This window comes from Nocardioides sp. BGA-UO-ETr-FS32, from assembly GCF_059567905.1.
In genome coordinates, this window is record NZ_JCAQOX010000014.1 from 576,381 (window position 1) to 599,577 (window position 23,197).

Below are 23,197 nucleotides of genomic sequence, written 5' to 3' on the forward strand. Positions count from 1 at the left end.
GTCGACCGGCGGACCGTCGAGAGGTGAGCACTCAGCCGGGGGTCCACGGCTCGCTGAGGGCGATGATGCGCTCCACCTCGGCCTTCAGGTGGCGGGCGACCACTCGGCACGGCTGCTCGGCGACCTCGATGCCCTCGACCTCGGTGTGGACCGAGCCGACGACGAAGATGTTCTCGTCGTTGAACTCGTTGGCGGGCGCGGTGTAGTTGAAGCTGCCGGCGACGACGACCTGCTCGTCGATGACCATCAGCTTGTGGTGCAGCTTGCGCAGGCTCGAGAAGACACCGGAGCGCCGCGGCACGAACAGCTCGATGTTGTCGTGGACCAGCCACGCGGGGGCGGCCCAGTCGTGGGCCGCCTGGGTCCGGTCCACCACGCCGCGCACCTTCATGCCGCCGCGGGCCAGGGCGAGCATCGCGTCGTCGATCGCCGAGGAGCCGGCGAAGGTGAAGATCGCGAAGACGATCTCCTCGGTGCCCTTCAGCATCTGCTTGACGATCTCGAGCTCGGGCGTGTGGTCGGGGGCGAAGAGCACCTTCACCGGGACGCCGCCCAGGTCGTAGACCTTCGGCACGTCCCCGTGCATCCCGCGCCCGAACGATCCGGCCCGCAGCTGCTCCACCTCGGCGAGGTACTGGCGGCACACGAAGGCGCTGCGGAAGACGAAGACGTGGTTGAGGTTGCGGTGGGTGTCGGTCAGGGTGAAGTTCGCCGACCCGGACAGCAGGGCCGAGCTCGGTCGGGCGCGGCCGTCGTAGTCGCGCAGCACGAACTTCTGGTGGAAGATCTTCGGGTTGTAGTCGCCGCGCACCTGCACGTCGGAGCGCAGCAGCGCGCCGAGGATGCGCCGGTTCTCCGCGAGCTCGGTGTCGTCCTCCAGCCACTGCACCCGGTGCAGCGCCTCGGCGGCCGTCTCGCCCGGCCGGGGGACCGGTGGCTTCGGCGGGTCACCGACGAGCGGGGAGCGCAGGTAGTCCTGCTCGAGGAACAGCTCGACCCGTACGCCGCGCCAGCTCGCGTCGACGAGGGCCTGGGCGATGGCCGGGCTGTCCAGCTCCTGCACGGCGACGCTGAGGGTGGAGCGCGCGCCGGCGATGAAGTCGGTGATCACCGCCTCGAGGTCGTCGGCGGCGCCGAGCTCCGTCGGGCCGACGTACGCCTCGATCCGGCCGTCCGCGAAGGCGGTCATGCGAGCTCGTCGGCGAGGACCTTCAACAGCTGCTGCCGCGCCACGTTGGCCGGTGGCAGCAGGCGCTGCAGGAGCTCGAGGTAGTCGGTCACGGACGCCCGCTCGCGCTCGCTCAGCCCCTTGCGGAAGGCGTCCAGGTAGGCGTCGGTCACGTCGAAGACGCTCGCGGCGAACTGGCTGCGCTCCTTGGGCGAGGGGGAGGTGTGAGGGGGGGAGCGCAGCAGCGCGTCGACGAGGAGGCAGTCGGCCGCCCCGAGCTGGGCGAAGGGCTTGGGCGACCAGCGCTCGCGGCGGGCAGACCTCAGCAGCTCGGCCACGGTGTCGAGGTCGTGGTCGGAGGTCCGTGCGGTGTGCGTCGGCCGCTGGCTCTGCACCCACCGGAGGGTGATCTCGCCCAGCCGGCAGTAGCGGTCCGTGCGGCGGACCCGCTCGTGGGCGTCGGCGGCGTCGGCGAAGGCCTGCCGGGCGTCCTCGAGCGCGGCGTCGCTCCGCAGGTGCAGCCACAGCTCGTGCTGCTTGTAGTTGGCGCTCAGCTTGAGGCGCTCGGGCCGTCGGGTGACGACGGCACGGACGCCTTCCGGTTCCTCCCGGTCGTCGGACTCGCTGGTGGCGAGGACGTCCATCGTGTCGAGGACCTGCCTGGCCTGTCCGAAGCACTCCCGCGCCTCCTTGCGCATGCCGCTTCGGGCGTTCTTGGCGCCCAGCCGCACGTGGGCGGACACGAGCTGGTCGACCACGTTGAGGGCAGCGACCGAGCTCCACGTCTCGAGGGCGGAGCGGAAGGAGGTGATCGCGTCGGCGTAGCAGCCGAGGTTGCGCAAGATCTCGCCGATCGTCTGCTGGGCCTCGCCGTCGATCCACTCCGCGGGCGCGTCGCGCTGCACCGCCTTGAGCTCCTTCCGGATGTCCTCGATGGTGGCCGACCTCTGCTCCTCGTCGGACGGCAGGCGGGCCGATCGCCGCAGGAGGTAGGCGAGCCGGTCGCGCACCGACCGGGGGTGGGTGTAGTCCGACTTCCCGGGCGTCGGTTGGTCGCCGGGCACCTTCAGGGCCGGAGGCCCGTAGACCTGGTAGGCCCCCCAGGTGGACGTCGCCTTGTGCCGCTTCATGACGTCCTTGCGCGCGGCCAGCGTCGCGGGCCCGAGCTCGTGCCCGCCGAGGAACTCCTCGTAGAAGGTCGTGGCGAAGGTGGCGGCGGCGACGTCGTCCACCGCCCACCCGGCGGCGACCACCCCGCGCACCCCGTTGTCGATGAGCTGGCGGGAGATGCCGGCGGCGAACCGGTCGGGCCGCCATCCCGGACGGTCCCAGGAACCGGGCGCCGGCTGGCCGGCTCCGGACGTCGCCGACGCGGCCAGGTCCGCGCCGAGATGGCAGCAGTTGAGGAAGACCAGGTCGGGCGTGGTCTGCATCTGCTGGATCTCCAGGGCGGTCAGCCAGTCGTTCCTGCCGATGACGACGCCGGGCCGACCGCGCGCGTCGGGCGCCCCGGAGCCGGGTCGCGCGATGTCGCCGTGCGCGGCGATGTGGATGATGCGGTAGTCGTGGGCGTACAGCGCGTCGAGGATGCTGGTGGTGCAGACCGAGTCGTCGTCGTCGGACGCCGAGATCTGGCGCGTGACCGCGTACCCGTGGCTCTCGAGGGCCTTGGCCACGTGGTTGGCCTCGAGGCGGGCGCCGGGGAGCGGCGGCCAACCGGGTGCGCGCGGGTCGCCGATCACGAGCGCCCGGTTGCCCGAGGCCGGTCGCACCCACTGGCGGAACGTGGTCGTCTCCAGCCGGCGGATGATGCCCACCTCCGCCGCGAGGGGGACGATGGCGTCGTCGTACGAGCGGGTCGCGAGCATCTCCAGGGGCAGGGTGGCGGCGTGCTCGTCGAGGATGAACATGATGTTGTCGCTCGGCCGGCCCTGGCCCTTCATGTGCAGGGGCACCAGCAGCTCGTAGAGGGTGTTGTGGGACTGGTCGGTCGGGTGCATGTCGGTGTGGATCGACTTGCGGACGACCTGGTCGATGACGCGGCGCTGGGCCGAGTTCACCGTCGTCTCGGCCCCGGCGGCGCGCCCCAGCTCGGTGAAGGTGAGGTCGACGAGCTCGTTCGCCTGGTCCGGCACCGTGCCTGACCCCGCCGCCTCGGACTCCGCCGACAGCGAGGCCGGTGCGGACGCGGTCACCCTGATGGTGCGCCACCGCTCGTCGAGGTACCCGGCCGTCATGGTCCCCTTGCGACCCCCCACCCCGAGCTGCAGCGCCTTGACGGTCTGCAGGACGTCGTCGTCGGTCGCCCCGTCGGCACGGGCGACCTTGGTGGCGGCCTGGAGCGCCAGCACGGCTCGGTCCTCGTAGAGCTCCACGAGCTGGAGCGAGCCCACGACCGGTGGGCTCTCCCACGCGTCGTGGCGCCCGTCGTCGGGAGTCTTCTGGAGGTCGCGGAGCGTGCGGTTGGCACGCCGGACACCGGTGATGATCGCGCTGACGGCCGTGTCGATCGGCAGCGCGCCCGAGCCCACCGTCCCGATCAGCACGCAGGAGACCTCGAAGCCGCGGCTCTCCTGGATCCGGTCCTGGCGTGCCACGGGTCCGATGTGCACGTTGGCTGCGGCCAGGCGCAGCACCGCCTGGGTGACTCCGGTGCTCAGCTGACCGGGCGTCAGCTCTCCCGGGGCGCCCATGCCGATCACGGCCGCGGCGGCTCCCTCGAGGTCCGGCCCGGTGAACAGCTGCAGGGTTCCCGTCGCTCCGGGGTACTGGCCCAGGATCCGGTGGGTCGTCAGCGCCCCGTCGAGACGCTCGTCGAGGGCCTTCTCCGATCCGCCGATCGGCGTACCGTCCTGCGCGCCCACGAGCCAGGGCCCGTCCCCCACGCGGAGGTCGCCGTGGGTCACCCGCACCAGCAGGCTCACGGGCTGCGGCCCGGGGACCGTACGGATGCCCAGCGCCATCCGCGCCAGCTCGTCGCTGGTGGGGAACAGGATCGTCGGTGCGGCGGGTCCGGGAGGGGGCGTGGGGGGTCCATCGACCGGCTGGGCCGCGGCGGTCTGCGGCGACAGGCTCGGCTGGCCCGCGACCAGTCCGACCGGGCTGCGTCCCAGTGCCAGGAGCCGGAGGTCGCGCAGCACCTCCGGGCTGGTCAGGATCGACCCGGCGGGCGCGCGGCTCAGGTAGTGCTGGCAAGGGAGCGAGAGGTGCCCGTGGCCGGCATGGGCGTTGTCGTGAACGCACACGAACATCGGGTACGCGGATCCCGCCGGCCGGGTGCGGGGCTCGAGGCCTTCGCGCCTGACGCGGAAGGCGTCCAGGCCGGACAGCAGCTCACCGATCTTCGCGGCGTCCGTCCCGCCGTCGACCAGCGCGAGGACGCGGGTGAGGTCGTCCTGCCCCGCGCCCCGGCACACCATCGCCGGGCGCTCCTCGAACGGGGGGTCGAGCAGCAGGGGGCGCTTGTCCGTGCCGGCGCACGCCTCGAGGGCCAGCAGCGCCCCGACCCCGTGCCCGAGCACCAGGCACGGGGACGTGGTCCCCGACTCGTCGTCCTTGGACGCCGGCAGCTGCTGCAGCGCGGCGCGCAGCGCGGCGGCCGAGTCCGCGAGCGGTCGGCGCCAGTCGTAGGGGAACGCGCGCACGTCGAAGTTGTGCCGCATGGTCCTGACCAGCTCGTCGTACGGCGCCACCAGGACGCCGGGGAGGGGGTCGACGATGCGAGGGGTCGCGCCGTCCCGCGGTGGGGTGAGGACGTCGGCGATCCCGCGACGCGCGATGGCCCCCGGGGCAGGCCAGACGGTCCCCTCCGCTCCGTCGCCGGAGTGCAGGACGGACCCCATCAGGTCGGGCACGACCACCAGCACCGGACCCTCGACCGCCACGCCGCGGGTCTTGCCGGCGAGCACCCGCTCCCCGTCACGGGAGGCGACGGCCTTCGCGTCGTCCGCTTCGGGCTGGCCGTCGGCCGGCCCGGCCGTCAGGGCGCCGCGGATGGCCTCCCGCGAAGCCGGGGTCCGGAAGTAGCCGAAGTGGGTGTGGTCGGGTCCGCTGAAGAGCCGTCGCCTCGGCGGGCCCGACCGGGGCATGCCGCCGTCCATGGCGTTGGTGTTGACGACCAGGTCGTGGTCCCCGGAGAAGAAGAGGTCGGGGAGGGCCAGGGCGATCCTGCCCAGGATGCCCTTGCCCTCGACGTCGCCCATCACCGCGACCAGGCCGTCATCGACGGGTCGCTCCACGCCGGCGAGCGTCGCCACCAGGGCCGACTCGGGCACCATGCACTCCAGACCCGGGACCGCCCGCACGTCCAGGTGCTGCTCGAGCAGCACCAGCACGACCTTCTTCACCACGCTGAGGACGCCGGCGGCATCCAGGCCGGGCACGAGCCGCAGGGCGTTGAAGAAGTAGCTCGCCCAGGTGTCCACCTTGCGCGAGGCCAGGATGGTGCCGCGGGCGGGGCACGCGACCCTGACGAACCGTTCGACGGCGAGGTGCTTGGCCTCGACGACGGCGAGCAGCTCGTCCCAGGCCAGCACGTCCGGGTGGTCCTGCTGCTTGCGGCGCGTGTACGCCCGGGTGGAGGGGTTGCCGTGCGAGGCACAGCTGAGCACCTCTCCGACGAGGCCGCCCCGTGAGTGGCTCAGCAGGTGCAGCCGGGATCCGTCGGGCAGGGCCCGCGCCAGGTCGAGCGCGTTCTGCACCGGTGTCAGCCCCAGGGTCTGGTGCTCGAGCGCCAGGAGCCGCCGGGGGTACTCGGCGAGCAGGTCGTCCCAGTCGCGGGTCCCCTGCTCACGCAGCCCGCCGAAGGAGGCCTCGGTGTTGGAGAACGTCCCGTGCAGCAGGACCAGGTAGGGGTCGTCCCCGCCGGCGAGGTCGGGGGCGCGGTTCTCGGGGAGCAGGCGGAGGTCGTCGCTCACCGCGTACAGACCCCGGGCGCGCGCGTGCCCGCGTGACGGCTCGGAGCTGGGCCTGTCCAGCCGCTCGACGAGCGCGCGTACCAGCTCGCGGGCGGCGGGCTCGAGGAGCTGGTCGAGGCCCCAGCCCGCGACACCGCGCCCCAGCTCGGCCAGGTCCCCGCTGATCGTGCTCTGCACGACCTCACGGATCGCGGTGCCGGTGCCCCGGGTGACGGACGGTACGGCGAGGTCGAGCCGGCCGCCCCGTGACCGGGCCGCCTCGCGGGCCGACTCGGCGGTGAGGAAGGTGGTGACCCCGTTGGTGTCGGTGACCTCCAGGATGTGGCGGTCCTCGACCTCCAGCTCGACCGCGTCACCGCTCGACCGGGACGCCCCCTCGGTCGACACCCGGCGGACCACGTGGTAGCCGATGTCCCCGAGGTCGGCGTCCACCTCGTCGTGCGCGGCAGGGTCGACCTCCTCCCCGCGAACCGTCAATCGCTCGACCATCAGGTCCCTCCCCCTCAGCGCGCTGCGGCACCGTGCCGGCGGGGACGGGATGACCCGGCCTCGCCGGTGTCGACGGGCTCTGACCCGGACACGGAGGCCCGAGGGGTGAACGGCCGTCCCGTCCACGGTCCTCCCGGCGCACCGGCCTGACAACAGCCGGGTCACTGCGGTCTGGACCAGTTCTGTGGAGTCACGCTGGAGTCACGCAGGCGAGCGCACAGTGCCGCGCGGGGACAGCCGTCCTCCGTCGTCGGCTCGCCCCCCGGGCGGGAGGGGAGGCTCGCCATGACGCACCACGACCGAGCAACGGGGACCTGCGGGTGCCACGGCCAGCCGGCCCTGGTCTTCGACGAGCAGGGCGACCTCGTCGAGGACCTGCCCGCGCTGGGCCCGCCACCCGCCACGATCCCACACGCACCCCTCCCGTCGCTCGGGCTCCGGCGCCCCTGCACCGCGGCCCGGCTCAACGGGTCGTGGCTGCTGCAGGTCCGCCCGCTCGTCCCGGCGTTCCCGTTCAGCGAGGTCCGCGGACCGATGCGGATCGAGGTCGGTCCCTCGTCCCTGCGCGTCAGCGGCGACGTGTACGTACGGCGCAGCGGCGTCATCGGTCCGGTCGTCACCCAGCCGTTCGGCGGGCCCGTGCGTGCCGGCGGCGACCACGGTGACCAGGGCCTCGACGAGGCCCTCGACGAGGGTTTCGGCGAGGACGCCGGCGAGGACCGGGGCGGTGTGCTCTTCCCGCCGCTGCGCTGGTACCCGCAGCTGCCGAAGAACGAGTACAGCTGGTACTTCCGCTCCACGGGCATCACCTGGTCGGGAGGCGAGCTGTCCTTCTCGTTCGTACGGCACCTGTGGGACCGGACCACCCAGGACTTCGTGTCCACCGACACCGGGCGGATGACGCTGCAGTGCCACCAGCCGCTGCTCGAGCCGCTCTTCCGTCCCGCGACGATGCAGGGCACGGCCACCATCGGCCGACGCCGGTATGCGCTGACGGCCACGAAGACCTCGACGTTCTACCGTGGGTGCCGCGTCGAGGTCGACGCGATGACCGGTCGCGCCTGGCCGGCGTCCGCCACGACGGCCGGCGGCGTGACGTCGACCTTCCGCAACGTCTACGCCTCCGCGGGCTGGGACACCCCGGCCACGCTCGACGAGGTCACCGTGCCCGACGACGCGTCGCTGACCAATGCCGAGCTGCAGACCCTCATCAGCACCCACCGGGGCACGGCCACCGCTGACCAGTGGCGACTGTGGCTGCTCGTCGGCTCGGCGCAGGGCACGACCTTCGGTGTCATGTTCGACCAGGACGCGGTGCCGCGCGAGGGTGCGGTCGGCTTCGCCGACGCCACCTTGTCGGACTCGCCGATCATCGAGGCAGGTGCGCGCAACCGCCCGCTCGACGAGGTGCCGGCGGCCTTCCTGCGCACCCTCGTCCACGAGGCCGGCCACGCGTTCAACCTGTTCCACCCCAAGCACGACGTGCACGTCCCCGGGGTGGGCACGGAGATCATGAACCAGACCGGTGACGTGATGGGCTTCGCGACCGCGGCCAACCCCTATCCGGGCAACGCGACCTTCGCCTTCAGCTCGCACGACCGGACCTCGCTGATCCACTCGCCGGACCCGCAGGTGCGCCCCGGCTGGAAGGGCTTCGGCTGGGGTCACGGCAGCCTGTCGTCCGGCCTCCCGGAGCCGACCGACGCCGAGGGCCTGGCCAGCCAGGACGACGCCGACGGCCTGACGCTCGTCCTGCGGCTCCCCGACGAGGTCTTCGTCGGCCAGTACGTCACGGCGGAGGTCGTCCTCACCAACACCGGCGACGACGCGCGCGAGGTGAGCACCCGGTTGAACCTCTCCGAGGGAGACCTGCGGCTGCTGCACGCCCTGCCCGGCGGGGACGTGGAGCAGGTGCGCGACGTGGTGCTCGCCTGCGGTCCGCCGCAGACCACGGTGCTGCAGCCCGGCGAGTCGATCACCTCGCACGTGCAGGTGTTCTTCACCAGCGAGGGCGTCACGTTCGACCTCCCGGGCCGGCACGTCGTACGGGCGGAGTTCGACGCGCTCGGCTGGGCGGCCGTACGCAGCCAGCGGGTCGCGGTGCAGGTGCGGATGGCCGGCACCGAGGAGGAGCGCGGTGTCGCCGCGGTCACCCTGGACCCCGGCGTGGGCGTGGCGTTCGCGCTCGGGGACTTCGGCCGGGACGAGGCCGTGAAGGCCGGGCTCGTGGCCGTCGCCGAGGCCCACCCGGAGTCCGACACCGGCGGGGCGGCGGCGCTCGTCCTCGCCAACTCGCTCGCCCGGACGCACCAGGACTACCGGACCGGTGAGACCCGGGCCGCCAGTGCCACCGAGGCCAAGCACTTCATGGACCTCGCCGCCCAGGGCCGCTCGGCCGTGGAGCTCGTGACGCTCGCGACGACCGTGCCCAGCCCGATCGAGCGCGAGGCACCCGTCGTGGCCGACGCGATGGCCCGGGCGCGGCGCGCCCGCAAGCCCAAGGCCGACCTCGCCCTGGCGGAGGAGCGGGCCGCGGACTTCGTGGCACCATCGGGACGGTGACCGGACTGAAGCTCACCCTCGAGGCTCCCGCCGAGGTCCCGCTCGACGAGGCGCTCGTCGTCGTGGTGCGGCTGCGCAACGACGGGGCCGAGCCGGTCGCCACGAGCAGCCGGCTCGACCTGGCCGAGGGCGACCTGACGGTGTGGGTGGGCCGCGAGGGGGTGGAGCGGGTTCGGGCCGAGTGGCCGTGGCCGGTCGACTCGGGCCGGCGCGAGGTGATGCTGGCGCCCGGCGAGGACCTCGTGGGGTCGGCCCTGCTGCTGGCCCCGGCCGCGCGGCTCTTCCCCGGCCCGGGTGACTACTCGGTCGCGGCCACCTTCGCGCCGCGGCCCGACACGGAGGTCGCGTCGGCGCCGGTGGTGGTCCGCCGCGTGGAGGCGTACGACGAGGCGGCCCGCGCGCGCCAACGGGCGCTGGAGGACCCCGAGGTCGTGCAGAGCATCTGCTCGATGAGCGTCATGGGCTCGGCGGCCGAGGGCCTCGACCTGCTCGCCCGGCCCGGCGGCGCTCCTGTGGCCCGGCTCCTGTCGACCACCGTCACGACCGTCACGGCCGACCTCGGGGCTGCCGTCGACGAGGCCGTCGCCGCGACCGGCGCCGTGACCGTGGCGGCAGCGCTGGCGTCGGTCCTGCCGCCGGGGCTGTTCCCGGGTGACGAGCGGCTGGCCGTCGCGGCCGACGCCGTCGCCGTCGCCGACTCCGGCGACGCCACCGCGGCGGCGCTGCTGTCGGGCGACGCCACGACCCCCGACTGAGGCGCGCTCACCGACCGAGCCAGACCCCTGCCCGCATCACGCGGAGGACCTCGAGCCGGTCGTCGAGCACGACCAGGTCGGCGCGGCGGCCGGCCTCGATCGCGCCCACGTCGTCCAGCCCCCACGCGGCGGCGGGGGCGGTGCTGGCGGCGTGCACGACGTCGAGGAGCGGCAGGCCCGCGGTGCGTACGGCGAAGCGGACCGCCGCGTCCATCGTGAGCGTCGAGCCGGCGATCGCGCCGTCGCCGCTGCCGTCCGCGAGCCGGGCGACGCCGTCGCGGACCTCGATCGCCATCGGCCCGAGGCGGTAGTCGCCATCGGGCCCACCGGCCGCTGCCATGGCGTCGGTCACGAGGATGCACCGGCCGGGCTTGGCGGCGAAGACGGTGCGGAGCACCGCGGGGTGCAGGTGCACCCCGTCGGCGATCAGCTCGGCGTCGACGGGTGCGTCGAGCAGCGCGCCGACGGGGCCCGGGTCGCGGTGGTGCAGGGGACGCATCGCGTTGAAGAGGTGGGTGCCGAGGCGGGCGCCCGCCTCGATCGCGGCCCGCGCCTCGTCGTACGTCGCGTCCGTGTGGCCGATCGCGACCAGCACGCCGGCGTCGGCGAGCTGACGTACGGCGTCGGGGCCGCCCGGCAGCTCGGGGGCGAGGGTCACCATCCGGACGGCGCCGCGCCGTCCTGAGCCTGTCGAAGGGTCGCCGGCGGTCAGCAGCTCGTCGATCGCGGCAGGTGTCGGGTGGGTGAGCGCACCGGGCTGGTGGGCGCCCGAGCGCCGCGGGCTGAGCCACGGACCCTCGAGGTGGATCCCGGCGAGCCGCCCGTCGTCGACCAGCAGCGCCAGCTCGCGCACGGCGTCGGTCATCCGGTCTGGGGTGTCGGTGACCAGGCTGGCGGCCATCGACGTGCTGCCGTGGGCGAGGTGGGCGGCGGCCACCACGTCCGCCGCGTCAGCCGTACCGGTGTCGAAGGAGGCCCCGCCGCCCCCGTGCACGTGGAGGTCGACGAAGCCGGGGGTCACCGTGACGGAGCCGAGGTCCACGTCGGCGGTGCGTGGCGGTGCGCCCTCTCCGACCTCGACGATGCGGTCGCCGTCGAGGAGCAGCCACCCCGGCGCGAGGATCCGCGCCGGGGTGACCACCTGTGCTGCCGTGAGGATCACGGTCAGGCCTTGTTGTCCTGCTCGAGGAGCGAGCCGCCGCCGGCCGCGTCGGTGTCGTCCTCGCGGCCGGGCGTCCTGAGGTTCCACTTCCGGATCACGAACCGGAACAGGAAGTAGTAGACGGCCGCGTAGGCCAGGCCGATCGGGATGATCAGCAGCGGCTTGGTCGCGATGTTGAAGTTGAGCACGTAGTCGAACAACCCGGCCGAGAAGCCGAAGCCGTCCTTGATCCCCAGCGCGTTGGTCAGCGCCATCGACGAGCCGGTGAGGAGCGCGTGGATGACGTAGAGCGGGAACGCGACGAACATGAACGCGAACTCCAGCGGCTCGGTGACACCGGTGAGGAAGGCCGTCAGCGCGGCGGAGAGCATGATGCCGCCGACGAGCTTCTTGTTCTCCGGGCGTGCCTCGTGCCAGATCGCCAGGGCCGCCGCGGGCAGCGCGAACATCATGATCGGGAAGAAGCCGGTCATGAACGCGCCCGCGGTGGGGTCGCCGGCGAGGAAGCGCGCGATGTCGCCGTGGTAGACCTGCCCGTCGGCCGCGGTGTACTCGCCGAAGATGAACCACGGCGGGTTGTTGAGGATGTGGTGCAGGCCGAGCGGGATCAGCAGCCGGTTGAGGGTGCCGTAGACGAAGCCGCCGAGGATGGCGTTGTCGGTGACCCACTCGCCGAGACCGGTGATGCCGGCGTCGAAGGCGGGGTAGACGAAGCTCATCAGCACCGAGATCACCAGCATGGCGAACGCGGTGATGATCGGGACGAAGCGCCGTCCGCCGAAGAAGGCGAGGTAGGGCGGCAGCGAGATCCGGTGGTAGCGCTGCCACAGCCAGGCACTGACCAGGCCGGTGACGATGCCGCCGAGCACCCCGTAGTTGATCATCTCCTGCTCGGCGTCGCCCTCGGGAGCACCCAGGATCACCGGGGACATCGCGTCGCCGACGCCCTGGAAGACGAGGTAGCCGACGACGGCGGCCAGCGCGGTCGAGCCGTCGGACTTCCGCGCCATGCCGATGGCGATGCCGACCGCGAAGAGGAGCGGCAGGTTGGCGAAGAGCGCGTTGCCGGCCGCGCCGATCACGGCCGCGACGTCGTCCCAGCCGAGGCCGTCCGCGCCGAGCAGGTCGGGCTGCCCGAGTCGCAGCAGCAGCGCTGCGACGGGCAGGGCGGCGATCGGGAGCATCAGGCTGCGCCCGAACTTCTGGACCGGCGCGAGGTTCAGCCTGCGCTTGTCCGAGGTGGTGCCGCCCGAGGCGGCTTCCTGCGTGGTCATCAGGATCGATCCCTTCTGGTGGTGCTGGTTTTCCCGGTGGCGCCCGTTGCGGCGCCGAGGCTCATGTGGACCTGGTAGCGGTCGCCGCGGTAGCGCGAGACGACGTGCTCGACCGGCCGGCCGGCCGCGCTGGAGACGCGGCGGAAGACGAGGAGGGGGGTGTGCACGGGCGCCTCGAGCCGGCGCGCGATGGCGCCCTCGGCGGCCTCGCCCCACAGGGTCTGCTCGGCCGCGTCGATGACCAGGTCGTACTGGTGGGCGAAGAGCGTGTAGAGCGATCCGGAGAGGTCCGCGGTGTCGAGGTCGGGCAGGAGCGAGCACGGGTACCACCCCTGCTCGATCGCCATCGGCTGCCCGTCGGCGAGGCGTACGCGATCGATGCGCCAGGCCGTGCCGTGCGCGCCGAGGCGGAGCGACCGGACGACCTCGGCCGGCGGGCGCTCCTCGTCGACGCGCATCAACCGGGTCGAGGGAGCCAGCCCGCGGCGGCGCATGTCGTCGGAGAACGACGCCAGGTGCAGGTGGCTCTCGACACGGGGCTGGGCGACGAAGGTGCCCTTGCCCTGGATGCGCTGCAGCAGCCCGTCGGCGACGAGGCCGTCGATGGCCTTGCGCACCGTGGCGCGGGAGACGTCGTACGTCGCCATCAGCTCGCGCTCCGACGGGATGGCCGTGCCGGGACCGAGGTCACGGGTCGCCAGCCGGGACAGCGCGTCGCTGAGCTGTGCGTGCTTGGGCCGGGGGCCGTCGTCGATCCTGCGGGCCATCTCACCTCTCGACTCTGGGTCGATCCATTGGTACGGTCTGGTACGTACCAGTTGGGAGCATGGCTCCCGCGCACCGACCTTGTCAAGGACTCGCATGACCAGCACCACTGCCACCCGGATGGCCTCCGAGATCGCCGAGCAGCCCGACGCCGCGCGCCGCACCCTCGAGCACCTCGTGCCCGAGCAGGCCCGGCTGCGCGAGACATTCGCCGGGCGCCGTCGCGTGCTCCTCGTGGCGCGCGGCTCGAGCGACAACGCCGCGATCTACGGCCGCTACCTGCTCGAGGTCTCGGCCGGCGTCCCTGCCGCCCTGGCCGCGCCCAGCGTCGCCACGCACTACCGCTCGCGGCTCGACCTGTCCGACTCGCTCGTGGTCTCGGTGTCGCAGTCGGGCGCCACGGCCGAGATCGTCGAGACCCAGGAGTGGGCCCGCGCGTGCGGTGCCGCGACGGTCGCGGTCACCAACCTGGTGGGGTCGCCGCTGGCCGACGCCGCCGACGTGGCGCTCGTGACGCAGGCAGGTCCTGAGGTGGCGGTGCCCGCCACCAAGACGTACCTCACGCAGCTGGTCGCGCTCGCCGTCCTCGCCGACGCGCTGGGCGCCGAGCCGTCCCTGGCCGGTGACCTCGAGCGGGTGCCGGACGTCGTGGCGGGGCTGCTCGAGGCGGACGTGTCCGCCGCCGCAGAGGCGCTGGCCGGCGCCGACGGCGTGGTCGTGTCGGGGCGCGGTCTGCTGCTCGGGACGGCGCTCGAGACGGCGCTCAAGATGGAGGAGACCTGCCTGCGCCCGGTGCGCGGCTACTCGTACGCCGACCTGCGCCACGGCCCGATCTCGGTGGTCGGCGAAGGCCTGCTGGCCGTGCTGGTCGCCTCCGCGAGCGGACCGCTCGCCGAGCCGATGGCCGACCTCGTCCGCGACCTCCAGGAGCGCGGTGCCCGCGTCCTCGGCATCGGCGGCACCGCTGACTTCGCCGGGCTCTGCGACCTGCACCTCGCCGGCCCCGAGCTGCCCGAGACGGTCGAACCGATCGCCTCGATCGTCCCGTCGCAGATGATGATCGAGCAGATGGCCCGACGACTCGGGCTCGACCCCGACAACCCCCGCGGACTCAACAAGGTCACCCAGACCGAGTTCACCACTCCCACCCCTTCCGAGAGGAACCACCCATGAGCAGCAAGGCAGAGCAGATCCTGGCCGGCCTCGGCGGCGCCGACAACGTCGTCGAGATCGAGGCCTGCATCACCCGCCTCCGCACCGAGGTCAAGGACGGCTCGCTGGTCGACCAGGCCGCCCTCAAGGCCGCCGGCGCCCACGGCGTGATGGCGAGCGGCACGGTCGTCCAGGTCGTCGTCGGCCCCGAGGCCGACAACCTGGCCGACGACATCGAGGACCTGATGTGACCCCTCCCTCCCAGCAGGTGCTGGCCCCCTGCCCGGGGCGCGTCGTCGCGATGGCCGACGTGCCCGACCAGGTCTTCGCCGAGGAGATGGTGGGCCCCGGTGTCGCCATCGAGCCCGACCCGGGCCCGACGACCGTCGTGGCGCCCATCGCCGGCACGGTCCTCAAGGTGCTGCCGCACGCCTTCGTCGTGCACGGGGACGGGGTCGGGGTGCTCGTCCACCTCGGCATCAACACCGTCCGCCTCGAGGGCGAGGGCTTCGAGGTGCTCGCGACGCAGGGCAGCGAGGTCGCCGCAGGCGACCCGATGATCACCTGGGACCCGGCCGCCCTGCCCGCGACCGCCGGCGGCCAGGACGTCTCCCCGGTCGTGCCGGTCGTGCTGATGGACGGCGCGAAGGGCTCGGTGACCAGCGACGCGATCGGCGGCACCGTCGCCGCAGGCGACCTGCTGTTCGCCACCCCATGACAGGGGTCTCGGCCTTCCTGCTCGACCTCGACGGCACCCTCGTTGACTCCGAGCCGCTGCACCGCGCGTCCTACGTCGCGTGGTTCGAGCACCGCGGCTGGGAGCTGCCGGACCTCGGCATGTTCACCGGCCGTCGTGCCGAGGACGTCTTCGTCGCCGAGCCCGGCCCCTGGTCCGGGCTCGACCCGACCGCACTGGCCCGCGAGGTGGTCGCCTTCGTCCCCGACGAGCCACCCGCCCCTGTGCCGGGCGCGCGCGAGCTCCTCGTCGCAGCCCGCTCGGCGGGCGTACGCCTCGCGATCGTCACCTCCGCCGGCCCCGACTGGGTGGAGCGCTCACTCGCGGCGCTGTCGCTCCCGCTCGACGCGGTCGACCTCGTCGTCACCGCCCGCGACGTCGTCGACGGCAAGCCGCACCCGGCCGGCTACGCCCTCGCGTGCGAGCGGCTCGAGGTCGACGCGGCGCACGCGGTCGCCGCGGAGGACTCACCGGCGGGGGTGCGCGCCGCGCTCGGCGCCGGCGTACGACGCGTGCACGGCATCCGTACGACGCACGCGGCCGAGCAGCTGAGCGCCGCGGGCGCGGTCGAGGTGCACGACGACCTCCGCCCGCTCCTGGCGTTCCTGCCGTCGTGAACCGGCACGAGCAGGTCAGCCCGTGGGCCGGTCGCCCACCGTGTGCGCGTGCGGGCGTCCCGGGTCGTCGAGCGCCGGGGTGATCTCGCCGGCCCGCAGCGCCTCGAGCTGGGCGCAAACCGCGGTGCCGTAGAAGAACGCGATCGACGACAGCAGGGCCCACAGCAGCAGGGCGAACACGCCGGCGAGCGGGCCGTACACGCTGCCGAACGACCCGCTCAGCGACACGTACGCCGCCAGGCCGGCCGTCGCGAAGCCGGTGAGGACGACCGCGATGCCCGAGCCGAGGGCCAGCCAGGACAGGGCCGGCTGGCGGCGCCGGGGTGCGTGGTCGAGCAGCACTGCGATCGCGAACACGAGCAGACCGAGGCCGAACGGCCAGCGCAGCACGTTCCACCAGAGGACGGTGCGTTCGGACCAGCCGTAGTTGTCGGCCATCGCCTCGCCGAGGGCGAGCCCGCCGACGATCATCAAGAACCCGACGCCCACCGGTACGGCGAGCACGGCCGTCAGGATCGCGGCGCGGCCGTACTTCTGGAGCGCCTTGCGGTCGCGCCGGATGCCGTAGATGCGGTTGGCGCCGCGCTCCACCTGCGCCATGGCGGTCGTCATCGACAGGAGCGCGAAGCCGAGGCCGAAGAAGAGCGCCACCTCCCCGGCGAGCTCGGAGGTGTCGGAGTCGTCGACCGCCGAGGCGAGCGCGTCGCCGTCGCCGGAGCCGGGGGAGAGGGAGTCGACCACGTGCGCGACGACGGCGGCCGGACGCTCCTCGTCGAGGTCGGAGGCCAGCCCGGTCAGCGCGAGCAGGAACGGGACGACGGCGAGGCAGGCCTGGAGCGCGAGCGCGCGCGAGTTGGTGAACCCGTCGCCGTAGCGGAACCGCACGAACGACTCCACCGCGATCTTCTTCAGGCCGTGCTCCCGCGCGAGGTGCCAGGCGTCGAGCGCGTCGAGCTCGTCACCGTCCATCTCCGTGGTGACGGGCACGGTCCGCGCGGTGGTCATGGGGCGCAGACTAGGCTCCTCGCGGGCAGGTCCGGAGGCCGCCTCCTCGACAGCACTGACTGCCGTGTCGACCCCGGGGAGCGAGTGCAGCTCGGCCGCCACCTCGCGGCAGCGCCGGACCATGGCGTCGTCGCGCAGGACCGCTCGTACCCGGTCCGCGATCTCGGTCGGGGTGGCCGCCGAGGCATCCATCGTGGTGGCCAGCCCCAGCTCGTGCGCGCGACGGGCGTTGTGGGGTTGGTCGGCCCCCAGGGGCAGCAGGACCGAGGGCAGGCCGTGGGCGAGGGCGGCCATGAAGCTGCCCGATCCGCCGTGGCTCACCACGAGGTCTGCCCGCGCCAGCACCTCGTCGTGCGGGACGAACCTCTCGACGCGCACATGGGCGGGCTGCGGGCCCAGCTCCGCAGGATCGATCTCCCTCCCGACCGTGACGAGCACGTCGGCCTCCAGCTCGGCGAGCCCCGCGGTGAGGCGGTCGAGGAGGTCTCCCGACGTGGTGTTGAAGATCGTGCCGAGGGTGGCGTAGACCAACGGCCTGCCCGCGCGCCGACGGATCCGCCGGATCGGCCCGGACCGGTAGTGCAGGGGAGCGAGCCTCAGCGGTGCGTCCGGGCTCCGGAACGACGGCGGCGCGTCCGACAGGGTCGTCCCGGACGTCAGCCTCCTGAGCTGGGGGTCCGGTGCCAGTCCGTGCTCGGCCCGTACGGCGTCGAGCCGGGGCGCGACCAGCCCGGGCCTGATCAGCAGCCCCGAGGCGAGGACGAGGTGGGTGACGACGGGCACGTCGGCCAGCTCCGCCGCGATCGTCGTCCCGAGGTCGGTCTCGTCACGCAGCACCACGTCGGGCCGGAAGTCCTCGATGGCCTCCGGCACGGCCGACGCCATCCGGCGTGCGCCCCTGGTCGCGAAGTTCTCGGCGAACTCGAGCTCCGTCGCCTCCTCGTCCGAGCCGTCGACGGGCGTGAGGTCACGACTGGCAGGCGTCCCGCTGTGGTGCGGCGACGGACTCGTGGCGTACGCCCTGAACCCCGCCTCCTCGATGCGCGGCACCAGGCCGCCCGACCCGGCGAAGGCGACGTCGTGGCCCGCCCCGCGCGCGGCGCGCGCGAGCGGGAGCAACGGCATCAGGTGGCCGACGCCGCCGACGAAGGTCACGAGGATCCGCATGGTGACCTCAGCCTAGGGACATGTGGCCGGCCGGGCGTCCCGGTGCACAACGTAGGCAGTTCGGGCGCAGACGCGCCCGCCTGAGCGTGAGCAGGCCGCCCGGTGGCGCGAACTGCCTGCTGGAGGCGCCGGCACGCCGGGTGACGCTGTCGGTCGGCGCCGCCAGACTGGGACCCATGACGGCTCGGGAGCACATGACGCAGGTGGAGCAGCAGCCCCGCCGCTTCTACGACGGCGGGACGCTGCCCTCCGAGGCCGGTCCGGGTGAGCCGCCGGACCCCGGCGCCGATCCGCGCATCGTGCTCGAGCGCCACGCCGAGGAGGACGTCGAGCTGTTCGAGCTCGAGCGGCGCATCGCCTACCTCGACCGGCACCTCGGCGAGCTGCTGGTCCCCGCCGACGCCGACTTCCGCACCGACCTGACGTCCGTGCCGGCGCTGTTCACCTGGCTGGTGCCCAAGACCGGCGCGCACCTGCCGGCCGCGCTGCTCCACGACGCGCTGGTGGCCGGCCGCCGCGACCCCACGTCCTACGTCTCGACCGACGGGCACGAGGTCGACCGGGTGGAGGCGGACCGCGTCTTCCGCGACGCGATGGCCGACACCGGCACCGGGGTGATCCGTCGCTGGATCGTCTGGACCGCGGTGACGGTCGCGACGATCTTCGTCGGGCGGTCCGTGCCGTGGTCGCGTGCGCGGCACTGGTCCTACCGGATCGCCGCCGGGGTCACGGTCGCCTCGATCGTCTACCTCGGCTACAGCGCGACCAGCGACCTGTTCGACCGCTCGTGGGCGGGTGCGGTCGGCGTGCCCTGGATGGGCGACCGGCCGTGGTGGGCCGAGGTGGCCGGAGGGTTCGCCGGTGCCGTCGTGCTGCCGCTCGCGCTCAGCCTGCTCTGGGGGCGGCTGCGGATGGCGGGGGCGATCGCCGGGGTGATGCTCGCCGTGCTGCTCCACGTCACGGTCGGGCTGGCGCTCATCGGAACGACGTACGTCCTGCTCGAGCGCCTGGCCCGGCGCTCGTCGCTCGCGGCGTGGGCCGTCGCCGGCGTCGTCGTGGTCGGGTCCCTGGTGGTCTTCGCCGTGCTCAGCCTCGGCTGACGCCGATCTCCGCCAGCCACCTCACCCAGTCAGCGCAGGGAGTAGGTCGCGAGCGACACCCCGACGTAGTGCGCGGCGAACGCGAGCACCGTGAACGAGTGGAAGACCTCGTGGAAGCCGAACCACCGCGGCGACGGGTTGGGGCGCTTGAGGCCGTAGACGACGCCGCCGAGGGTGTAGAGGATCCCGCCGACGGCCACCAGCACGAGCGTCGTGATCGCGACCCCGCTGCTGAACCTGTCGGCCCCCTCCATGAACTGCGGGATGAAGAAGACGGCGGCCCAGCCGAGCGCGATGTACATCGGGGTGTAGAGCCAGCGCGGCGCGTCGGTCCAGAACACCCGGAACAGCACGCCGCCGATCGCGGCCGCCCAGACGACCACCAGGAGCGTCGTACGTGCCGAGCCCTCCAGGAAGAGCAGGGCGTAGGGCGTGTAGGTGCCGGCGATCAGCACGAAGATGTTGGCGTGGTCGAAGCGGCGGAGGAACGCCCACGTGCGCGGCGACCACGTGCCGCGGTGGTAGATCGCGGACACGGTGAAGACCAGGAGCGCGGACAGCGCGAACGCCGCCGAGCCGATGCGGGTGGACGCGGTCGGTGACATCGCCACGAGCACGATGCCGGCCGCCAGGGCGAGCGGCGCGGTCCCGGCGTGCAGCCAGCCGCGCAGGTGCGGCTTGACCTCGGCCATCTTGTCCGCCATCACCTCGCCCGCACGCTCCACGGCGTGCTCGACGCGGTCGCGCGGGGTGATGCCGTCGTTGTCCATGGAGCGAAAATACCCGCTCGGGGGTGAGGCGCGCAGTCGCCGGGGGCGAGGTCCGGGTCACACGGCGTTACGATCGGTCGGTGGTCAACGTGAAGGACGCCGTACGACGGGTGCTCTACCCGGCCTACGAGTCCCGGGTGGTGAAGCGCCTGCCCCACGACCAGATCCCCCAGCACGTGGGAGTGATGCTCGACGGCAACCGTCGCTGGGCCAAGGCGGTCGGGCTCAACACCGCCGAGGGCTACCAGGCCGGCGCCGACAACATCCGTCCCCTCCTCGGCTGGTGCGAGGAGGTCGGCGTCGAGGTGGTCACGCTGTGGCTGCTCTCCAGCGACAACCTCACCAACCGCCCGCCCGAGCAGCTCGCCGGCCTGCTGACGATCATCGAGGGCGCGGTCGAGTCGCTCGCCGAGGCCGGCCGCTGGCGCATCCACCCCGTGGGCGCGCTCGACCTGCTGCCGCCCGAGACCGCGGCCCGCCTCAAGGCGGCCGAGGAGGCGACCCGCCACATCGACGGGATCCTGGTCAACGTCGCCGTCGGTTACGGCGGACGCCGCGAGATCGCCGACGCCGTACGCGCCCTGCTCGCCGACCACGCGACCAGGGGCACCTCGCTGGAGGAGCTCGCCGACCTCATCGACGTCGAGCACATCGCCGAGCACCTCTACACCAAGGGCCAGCCCGACCCCGACCTCGTGATCCGCACCTCGGGCGAGCAACGCCTCGGCGGGTTCCTCCTGTGGCAGTCGGCCAACTCGGAGTTCTACTTCTGCGAGGCGCTGTGGCCCGACTTCCGCCGCGTCGACTTCCTGCGCGCGATCCGGGCGTACGCCCAGCGTGAGCGCCGCTTCGGCGGCTGAGCGGGGGAGTCGGCAGACGTCATCCGACCGTCACCTCGCGTTCGGGCGTGTCGCCCCGGATCGGTGTGGTGGCGGGCGTACTTTCGCCCGTATCGGCAGGTGGGGAAGCCTGCTGAACCGGGAGGCAGTCCTTGAGCACTCAGATGGGAGCTCTCCGGTCCGTTGAATGACATCGGGCCGGGCGAGGAGTGCGCGCGCCGACCCGCAGCAAGGGGTTAGTCGTGGCCAGCAAGTCCTCTTCGCCCAGCAACACCGCCCGTCGCACGTACGTCCTGGACACCAGCGTCCTGCTCGCCGATCCCGGCGCGCTGACCCGCTTCGCCGAGCACGAGGTGGTCCTGCCCGTCGTGGTGATCACCGAGCTCGAGGGCAAGCGGCACCACCCCGAGCTCGGCTACTTCGCCCGCACCGCGCTGCGCTCGCTCGACGACCTCCGCGTCGTCCACGGCCGCCTGGACGAGCCGGTGGGCATCGGCACGGAGGGCGGCACCCTGCGGGTCGAGCTCAACCACACCGACGCCGAGTCGTTGCCGTCGGGCTTCCGGCTGGGCGACAACGACACCCGGATCCTCGCCGTCGCCCGCAACCTGGCCAACGAGGGCCACGCCGTCACGCTGGTCTCCAAGGACCTGCCCCTGCGGATCAAGGCCTCCGCGGTCGGCCTCGACGCCCAGGAGTACCGCGCGGAGGCGATCAGCGACTCCGGCTACACCGGCATGACCGAGCTCGAGGTGCCCGCCGCCGACATCGACGAGCTCTACGAGGACGGTGTCGTCGACCTCGCCGAGGCGCGCGACCTGCCGTGCCACAACGGGCTCGTCCTGCTCTCCGAGCGCGGGACCGCGCTGGGGCGGGTGGGTGCCGACAAGCGGGTCCACCTGGTGCGCGGCGACCGCGACGCCTTCGGCGTGCACGGCCGCTCGGCCGAGCAGCGGGTCGCGCTCGAGATGCTCCTCGACCCCGAGGTCGGCATCGTCTCGCTCGGCGGTCGCGCCGGCACCGGCAAGTCGGCGATGGCGTTGTGCGCCGGTCTCGAGGCCGTGATGGAGCGCCGCCAGCACAAGAAGGTCGTGGTCTTCCGACCGCTCTTCGCCGTCGGTGGCCAGGAGCTCGGCTACCTCCCCGGCTCGGAGAACGAGAAGATGTCGCCCTGGGCCCAGGCGGTCTTCGACACCCTCGGCGCCCTCACCGGCAAGGACGTCATCGACGAGGTGATGGACCGCGGCATGCTCGAGGTGATGCCGCTGACCCACATCCGCGGCCGCTCCCTGCACGACGCCTTCGTGATCGTCGACGAGGCCCAGTCCCTGGAGCGCAACGTGCTCCTGACCGTGCTCTCGCGCATCGGCGCCAACTCCAAGGTGGTGCTCACCCACGACGTCGCCCAGCGCGACAACCTCCGGGTGGGGCGCCACGACGGCATCGTCGCCGTGGTCGAGAAGCTCAAGGGCCACCCGCTCTTCGCCCACGTCACCCTCACCCGCTCCGAGCGCTCGCCGATCGCGGCGCTGGTGACCGAGATGCTGGAGGACGTCACCCTCTGACACCCGGCGCGCGCTCCCGCCGTACGCCCGCCGCCGATCCGCAGGCTCCAAGCGCTGTAACGCCGGGTTGGTGCTTGTAGGCACCCCCGTAGAACAGGGGTCCTACAAGTCACAACCCGGCGTTACAGCCGCGTGGGGCGGGAGAGGAAGTGTGACTGGCGGGGCGTACGGGGCGGGTGTGCAGCCTGTGACGCAAGGGACGCCAGCAATTGTGGAGTTCGGTTTGCATGGGTCTCGGGCCTCATGCATGGTGGCTCGTGACCGTTTCGTGATCTTGGTCGTCGGCAGGACGCAGGGACCCCCCGCACCGCCCCGTCCCGCCGGCCCTGGTCGGCTCGGTCGCCGCACGCTCCCTCCGTACGACCCGGCGTGCACATCCCCTGTCGTCAACCCCCGTGAGCCCCTGTGTCGAAGTCTGACAAGCACGTCCCGAAGCACCGCGCCCCTGGCAAGCACAAGGCTGCGCGTGTGCCCCACCGAGCCCTGCGCACCGGCGTGACCCTCACCGGGCTCGCGGCCGCCGCGACGGGCGTGAGCGTCACCGGCGGCCTGTTCTCGCAGGACCCCGAGGCGCTCACCCCCGCTGCCGCAGACGTGGCCACCACGGCCCCGGCCGGGGCCGACCGGACCCCCGAGGCGTCGGCTGCCGAGCCGACGATGGACGCCGCCGCGCTCGAGGAGCGCGCGGGCCGCCAGGTCGTCTCGCGCTCGGCCCGGCGTACGGACGCCGCCAAGGCCGCGGCGCTCGAGATGACCGGAGGCTCGGGCGTCACGAGGTCGGAGAAGCTCTCCGAGGGCGACCCCCGCGACATCGCGCGCGTCCTGCTCCCGGCGTACGGCTTCTCCTCCGACCAGTTCTCGTGCCTCGACTCGCTCTATGTCAGCGAGTCCGACTGGCGCGTCGACGCCGACAACCCGACGTCCTCGGCCTACGGCATCCCGCAGGCGCTGACCCAGCTGCACGACCTGCCGGCGGACTACATGACGTCGGCCGAGTCGCAGATCCGGTGGGGGCTGGAGTACATCCAGGACACCTACGGCACCCCGTGCAGCGCCTGGAGCTTCAAGCAGGGCAACGGCTGGTACTGAGCCGCCCCGGCCCCTGCCCGCGCCCGTCGGGAGCTGGACCACTGGTCCAACCGATCGGCCTAGTGC

Annotated in this window: 17 protein-coding genes; 10 read left to right on the forward strand and 7 right to left on the reverse strand. The window is 73.0% G+C overall.

The features are described 5' to 3' along the window. Positions 1–31: 31 nt before the first annotated feature. Positions 32–1,189 (reverse strand): phospholipase D-like domain-containing protein, encoded by a 1,158-nt coding sequence (locus AC57BS_RS12660; RefSeq protein ID WP_496411800.1) that lies wholly within the window; start codon positions 1,187–1,189, stop codon positions 32–34. Beyond that, positions 1,186–6,573: a DUF7379 domain-containing protein gene (locus AC57BS_RS12665; RefSeq protein WP_496411801.1), complete on the reverse strand. Its 5,388-nt coding sequence runs from the start codon at positions 6,571–6,573 to the stop codon at positions 1,186–1,188. The genes AC57BS_RS12660 and AC57BS_RS12665 overlap by 4 nt, the downstream gene beginning before the upstream one ends. 285 nt (positions 6,574–6,858) lie before the next feature. On the opposite strand from AC57BS_RS12665, the gene AC57BS_RS12670 reads away from it, so the two are divergent. After that, positions 6,859–9,135 (forward strand): hypothetical protein, encoded by a 2,277-nt coding sequence (locus AC57BS_RS12670; protein ID WP_496411802.1) that lies wholly within the window; start codon positions 6,859–6,861, stop codon positions 9,133–9,135. Further along, positions 9,132–9,890, forward strand: a complete 759-nt coding sequence (locus AC57BS_RS12675; RefSeq protein WP_496411803.1) for a hypothetical protein — start codon at positions 9,132–9,134, stop codon at positions 9,888–9,890. Before AC57BS_RS12670 ends, AC57BS_RS12675 begins: the two co-directional genes overlap by 4 nt. A gap of 7 nt (positions 9,891–9,897) precedes the next feature. Here the strand turns inward: AC57BS_RS12675 and nagA are convergent, their stop codons facing one another. The 3 genes from nagA to AC57BS_RS12690 are packed head-to-tail and all read right to left on the reverse strand — an operon-like array spanning position 9,898 to position 13,093. Further along, positions 9,898–11,052, reverse strand: a complete 1,155-nt coding sequence (gene nagA / locus AC57BS_RS12680; RefSeq protein WP_496411804.1) for an N-acetylglucosamine-6-phosphate deacetylase — start codon at positions 11,050–11,052, stop codon at positions 9,898–9,900. A gap of 2 nt (positions 11,053–11,054) precedes the next feature. After that, entirely contained in the window at positions 11,055–12,326 is a 1,272-nt protein-coding gene (locus AC57BS_RS12685) for a PTS transporter subunit EIIC (protein ID WP_496411805.1), read from the reverse strand. Further along, positions 12,326–13,093: a GntR family transcriptional regulator gene (locus tag AC57BS_RS12690; protein WP_496411806.1), complete on the reverse strand. Its 768-nt coding sequence runs from the start codon at positions 13,091–13,093 to the stop codon at positions 12,326–12,328. Before AC57BS_RS12690 ends, AC57BS_RS12685 begins: the two co-directional genes overlap by 1 nt. Before the next feature lie 94 nt (positions 13,094–13,187). Between AC57BS_RS12690 and AC57BS_RS12695 the strand changes: the two genes are divergently transcribed. The 4 genes from AC57BS_RS12695 to AC57BS_RS12710 are packed head-to-tail and all read left to right on the forward strand — an operon-like array spanning position 13,188 to position 15,596. After that, positions 13,188–14,264 carry an SIS domain-containing protein gene (locus AC57BS_RS12695; protein ID WP_496411807.1) on the forward strand — a complete coding sequence of 359 codons (1,077 nt, stop codon included), beginning with the start codon at positions 13,188–13,190 and terminating at the stop codon, positions 14,262–14,264. Then, on the forward strand, positions 14,261–14,494 hold the full coding sequence (locus tag AC57BS_RS12700; RefSeq protein WP_056908300.1) for a PTS sugar transporter subunit IIB: 234 nt from the start codon (positions 14,261–14,263) through the stop codon (positions 14,492–14,494). The genes AC57BS_RS12695 and AC57BS_RS12700 overlap by 4 nt, the downstream gene beginning before the upstream one ends. Beyond that, the gene (locus tag AC57BS_RS12705) at positions 14,491–14,961 is read left to right on the forward strand and encodes a PTS sugar transporter subunit IIA (protein WP_496411808.1); all 471 of its coding nucleotides are present in this window, start codon (positions 14,491–14,493) and stop codon (positions 14,959–14,961) included. The genes AC57BS_RS12700 and AC57BS_RS12705 overlap by 4 nt, the downstream gene beginning before the upstream one ends. Next, positions 14,958–15,596 carry an HAD family hydrolase gene (locus AC57BS_RS12710; protein ID WP_496411809.1) on the forward strand — a complete coding sequence of 213 codons (639 nt, stop codon included), beginning with the start codon at positions 14,958–14,960 and terminating at the stop codon, positions 15,594–15,596. The genes AC57BS_RS12705 and AC57BS_RS12710 overlap by 4 nt, the downstream gene beginning before the upstream one ends. 15 nt (positions 15,597–15,611) lie before the next feature. Here the strand turns inward: AC57BS_RS12710 and AC57BS_RS12715 are convergent, their stop codons facing one another. Continuing rightward, the gene (locus AC57BS_RS12715; protein WP_496411810.1) at positions 15,612–17,768 is read right to left on the reverse strand and encodes a YhjD/YihY/BrkB family envelope integrity protein; all 2,157 of its coding nucleotides are present in this window, start codon (positions 17,766–17,768) and stop codon (positions 15,612–15,614) included. 176 nt (positions 17,769–17,944) lie between these two features. Here AC57BS_RS12715 and AC57BS_RS12720 point away from each other — a divergent pair, with 176 nt between their 5' ends. Then, positions 17,945–18,868, forward strand: coding sequence for a DUF1353 domain-containing protein (locus AC57BS_RS12720; protein ID WP_496411811.1), 924 nt, complete (start codon positions 17,945–17,947; stop codon positions 18,866–18,868). A gap of 29 nt (positions 18,869–18,897) precedes the next feature. On the opposite strand, the gene trhA is transcribed toward AC57BS_RS12720, so the two are convergent. Continuing rightward, positions 18,898–19,638: a PAQR family membrane homeostasis protein TrhA gene (trhA, locus tag AC57BS_RS12725; RefSeq protein WP_496411812.1), complete on the reverse strand. Its 741-nt coding sequence runs from the start codon at positions 19,636–19,638 to the stop codon at positions 18,898–18,900. Between the two features lie 80 nt (positions 19,639–19,718). Here trhA and AC57BS_RS12730 point away from each other — a divergent pair, with 80 nt between their 5' ends. The 3 genes from AC57BS_RS12730 to AC57BS_RS12740 all read left to right on the forward strand — a co-directional run bounded on the left by AC57BS_RS12730 (position 19,719) and on the right by AC57BS_RS12740 (position 23,131). Further along, on the forward strand, positions 19,719–20,498 hold the full coding sequence (locus AC57BS_RS12730) for an isoprenyl transferase (protein ID WP_496411813.1): 780 nt from the start codon (positions 19,719–19,721) through the stop codon (positions 20,496–20,498). Positions 20,499–20,719: 221 nt separating this feature from the next. Then, complete coding sequence (gene phoH2 / locus AC57BS_RS12735; protein WP_496411814.1) at positions 20,720–22,042, forward strand: RNA 5'-3' helicase PhoH2; 1,323 nt, start codon at positions 20,720–20,722, stop codon at positions 22,040–22,042. Positions 22,043–22,510: 468 nt separating this feature from the next. After that, positions 22,511–23,131 carry an aggregation-promoting factor C-terminal-like domain-containing protein gene (locus AC57BS_RS12740; RefSeq protein WP_496411815.1) on the forward strand — a complete coding sequence of 207 codons (621 nt, stop codon included), beginning with the start codon at positions 22,511–22,513 and terminating at the stop codon, positions 23,129–23,131. Positions 23,132–23,197: the final 66 nt, after the last annotated feature.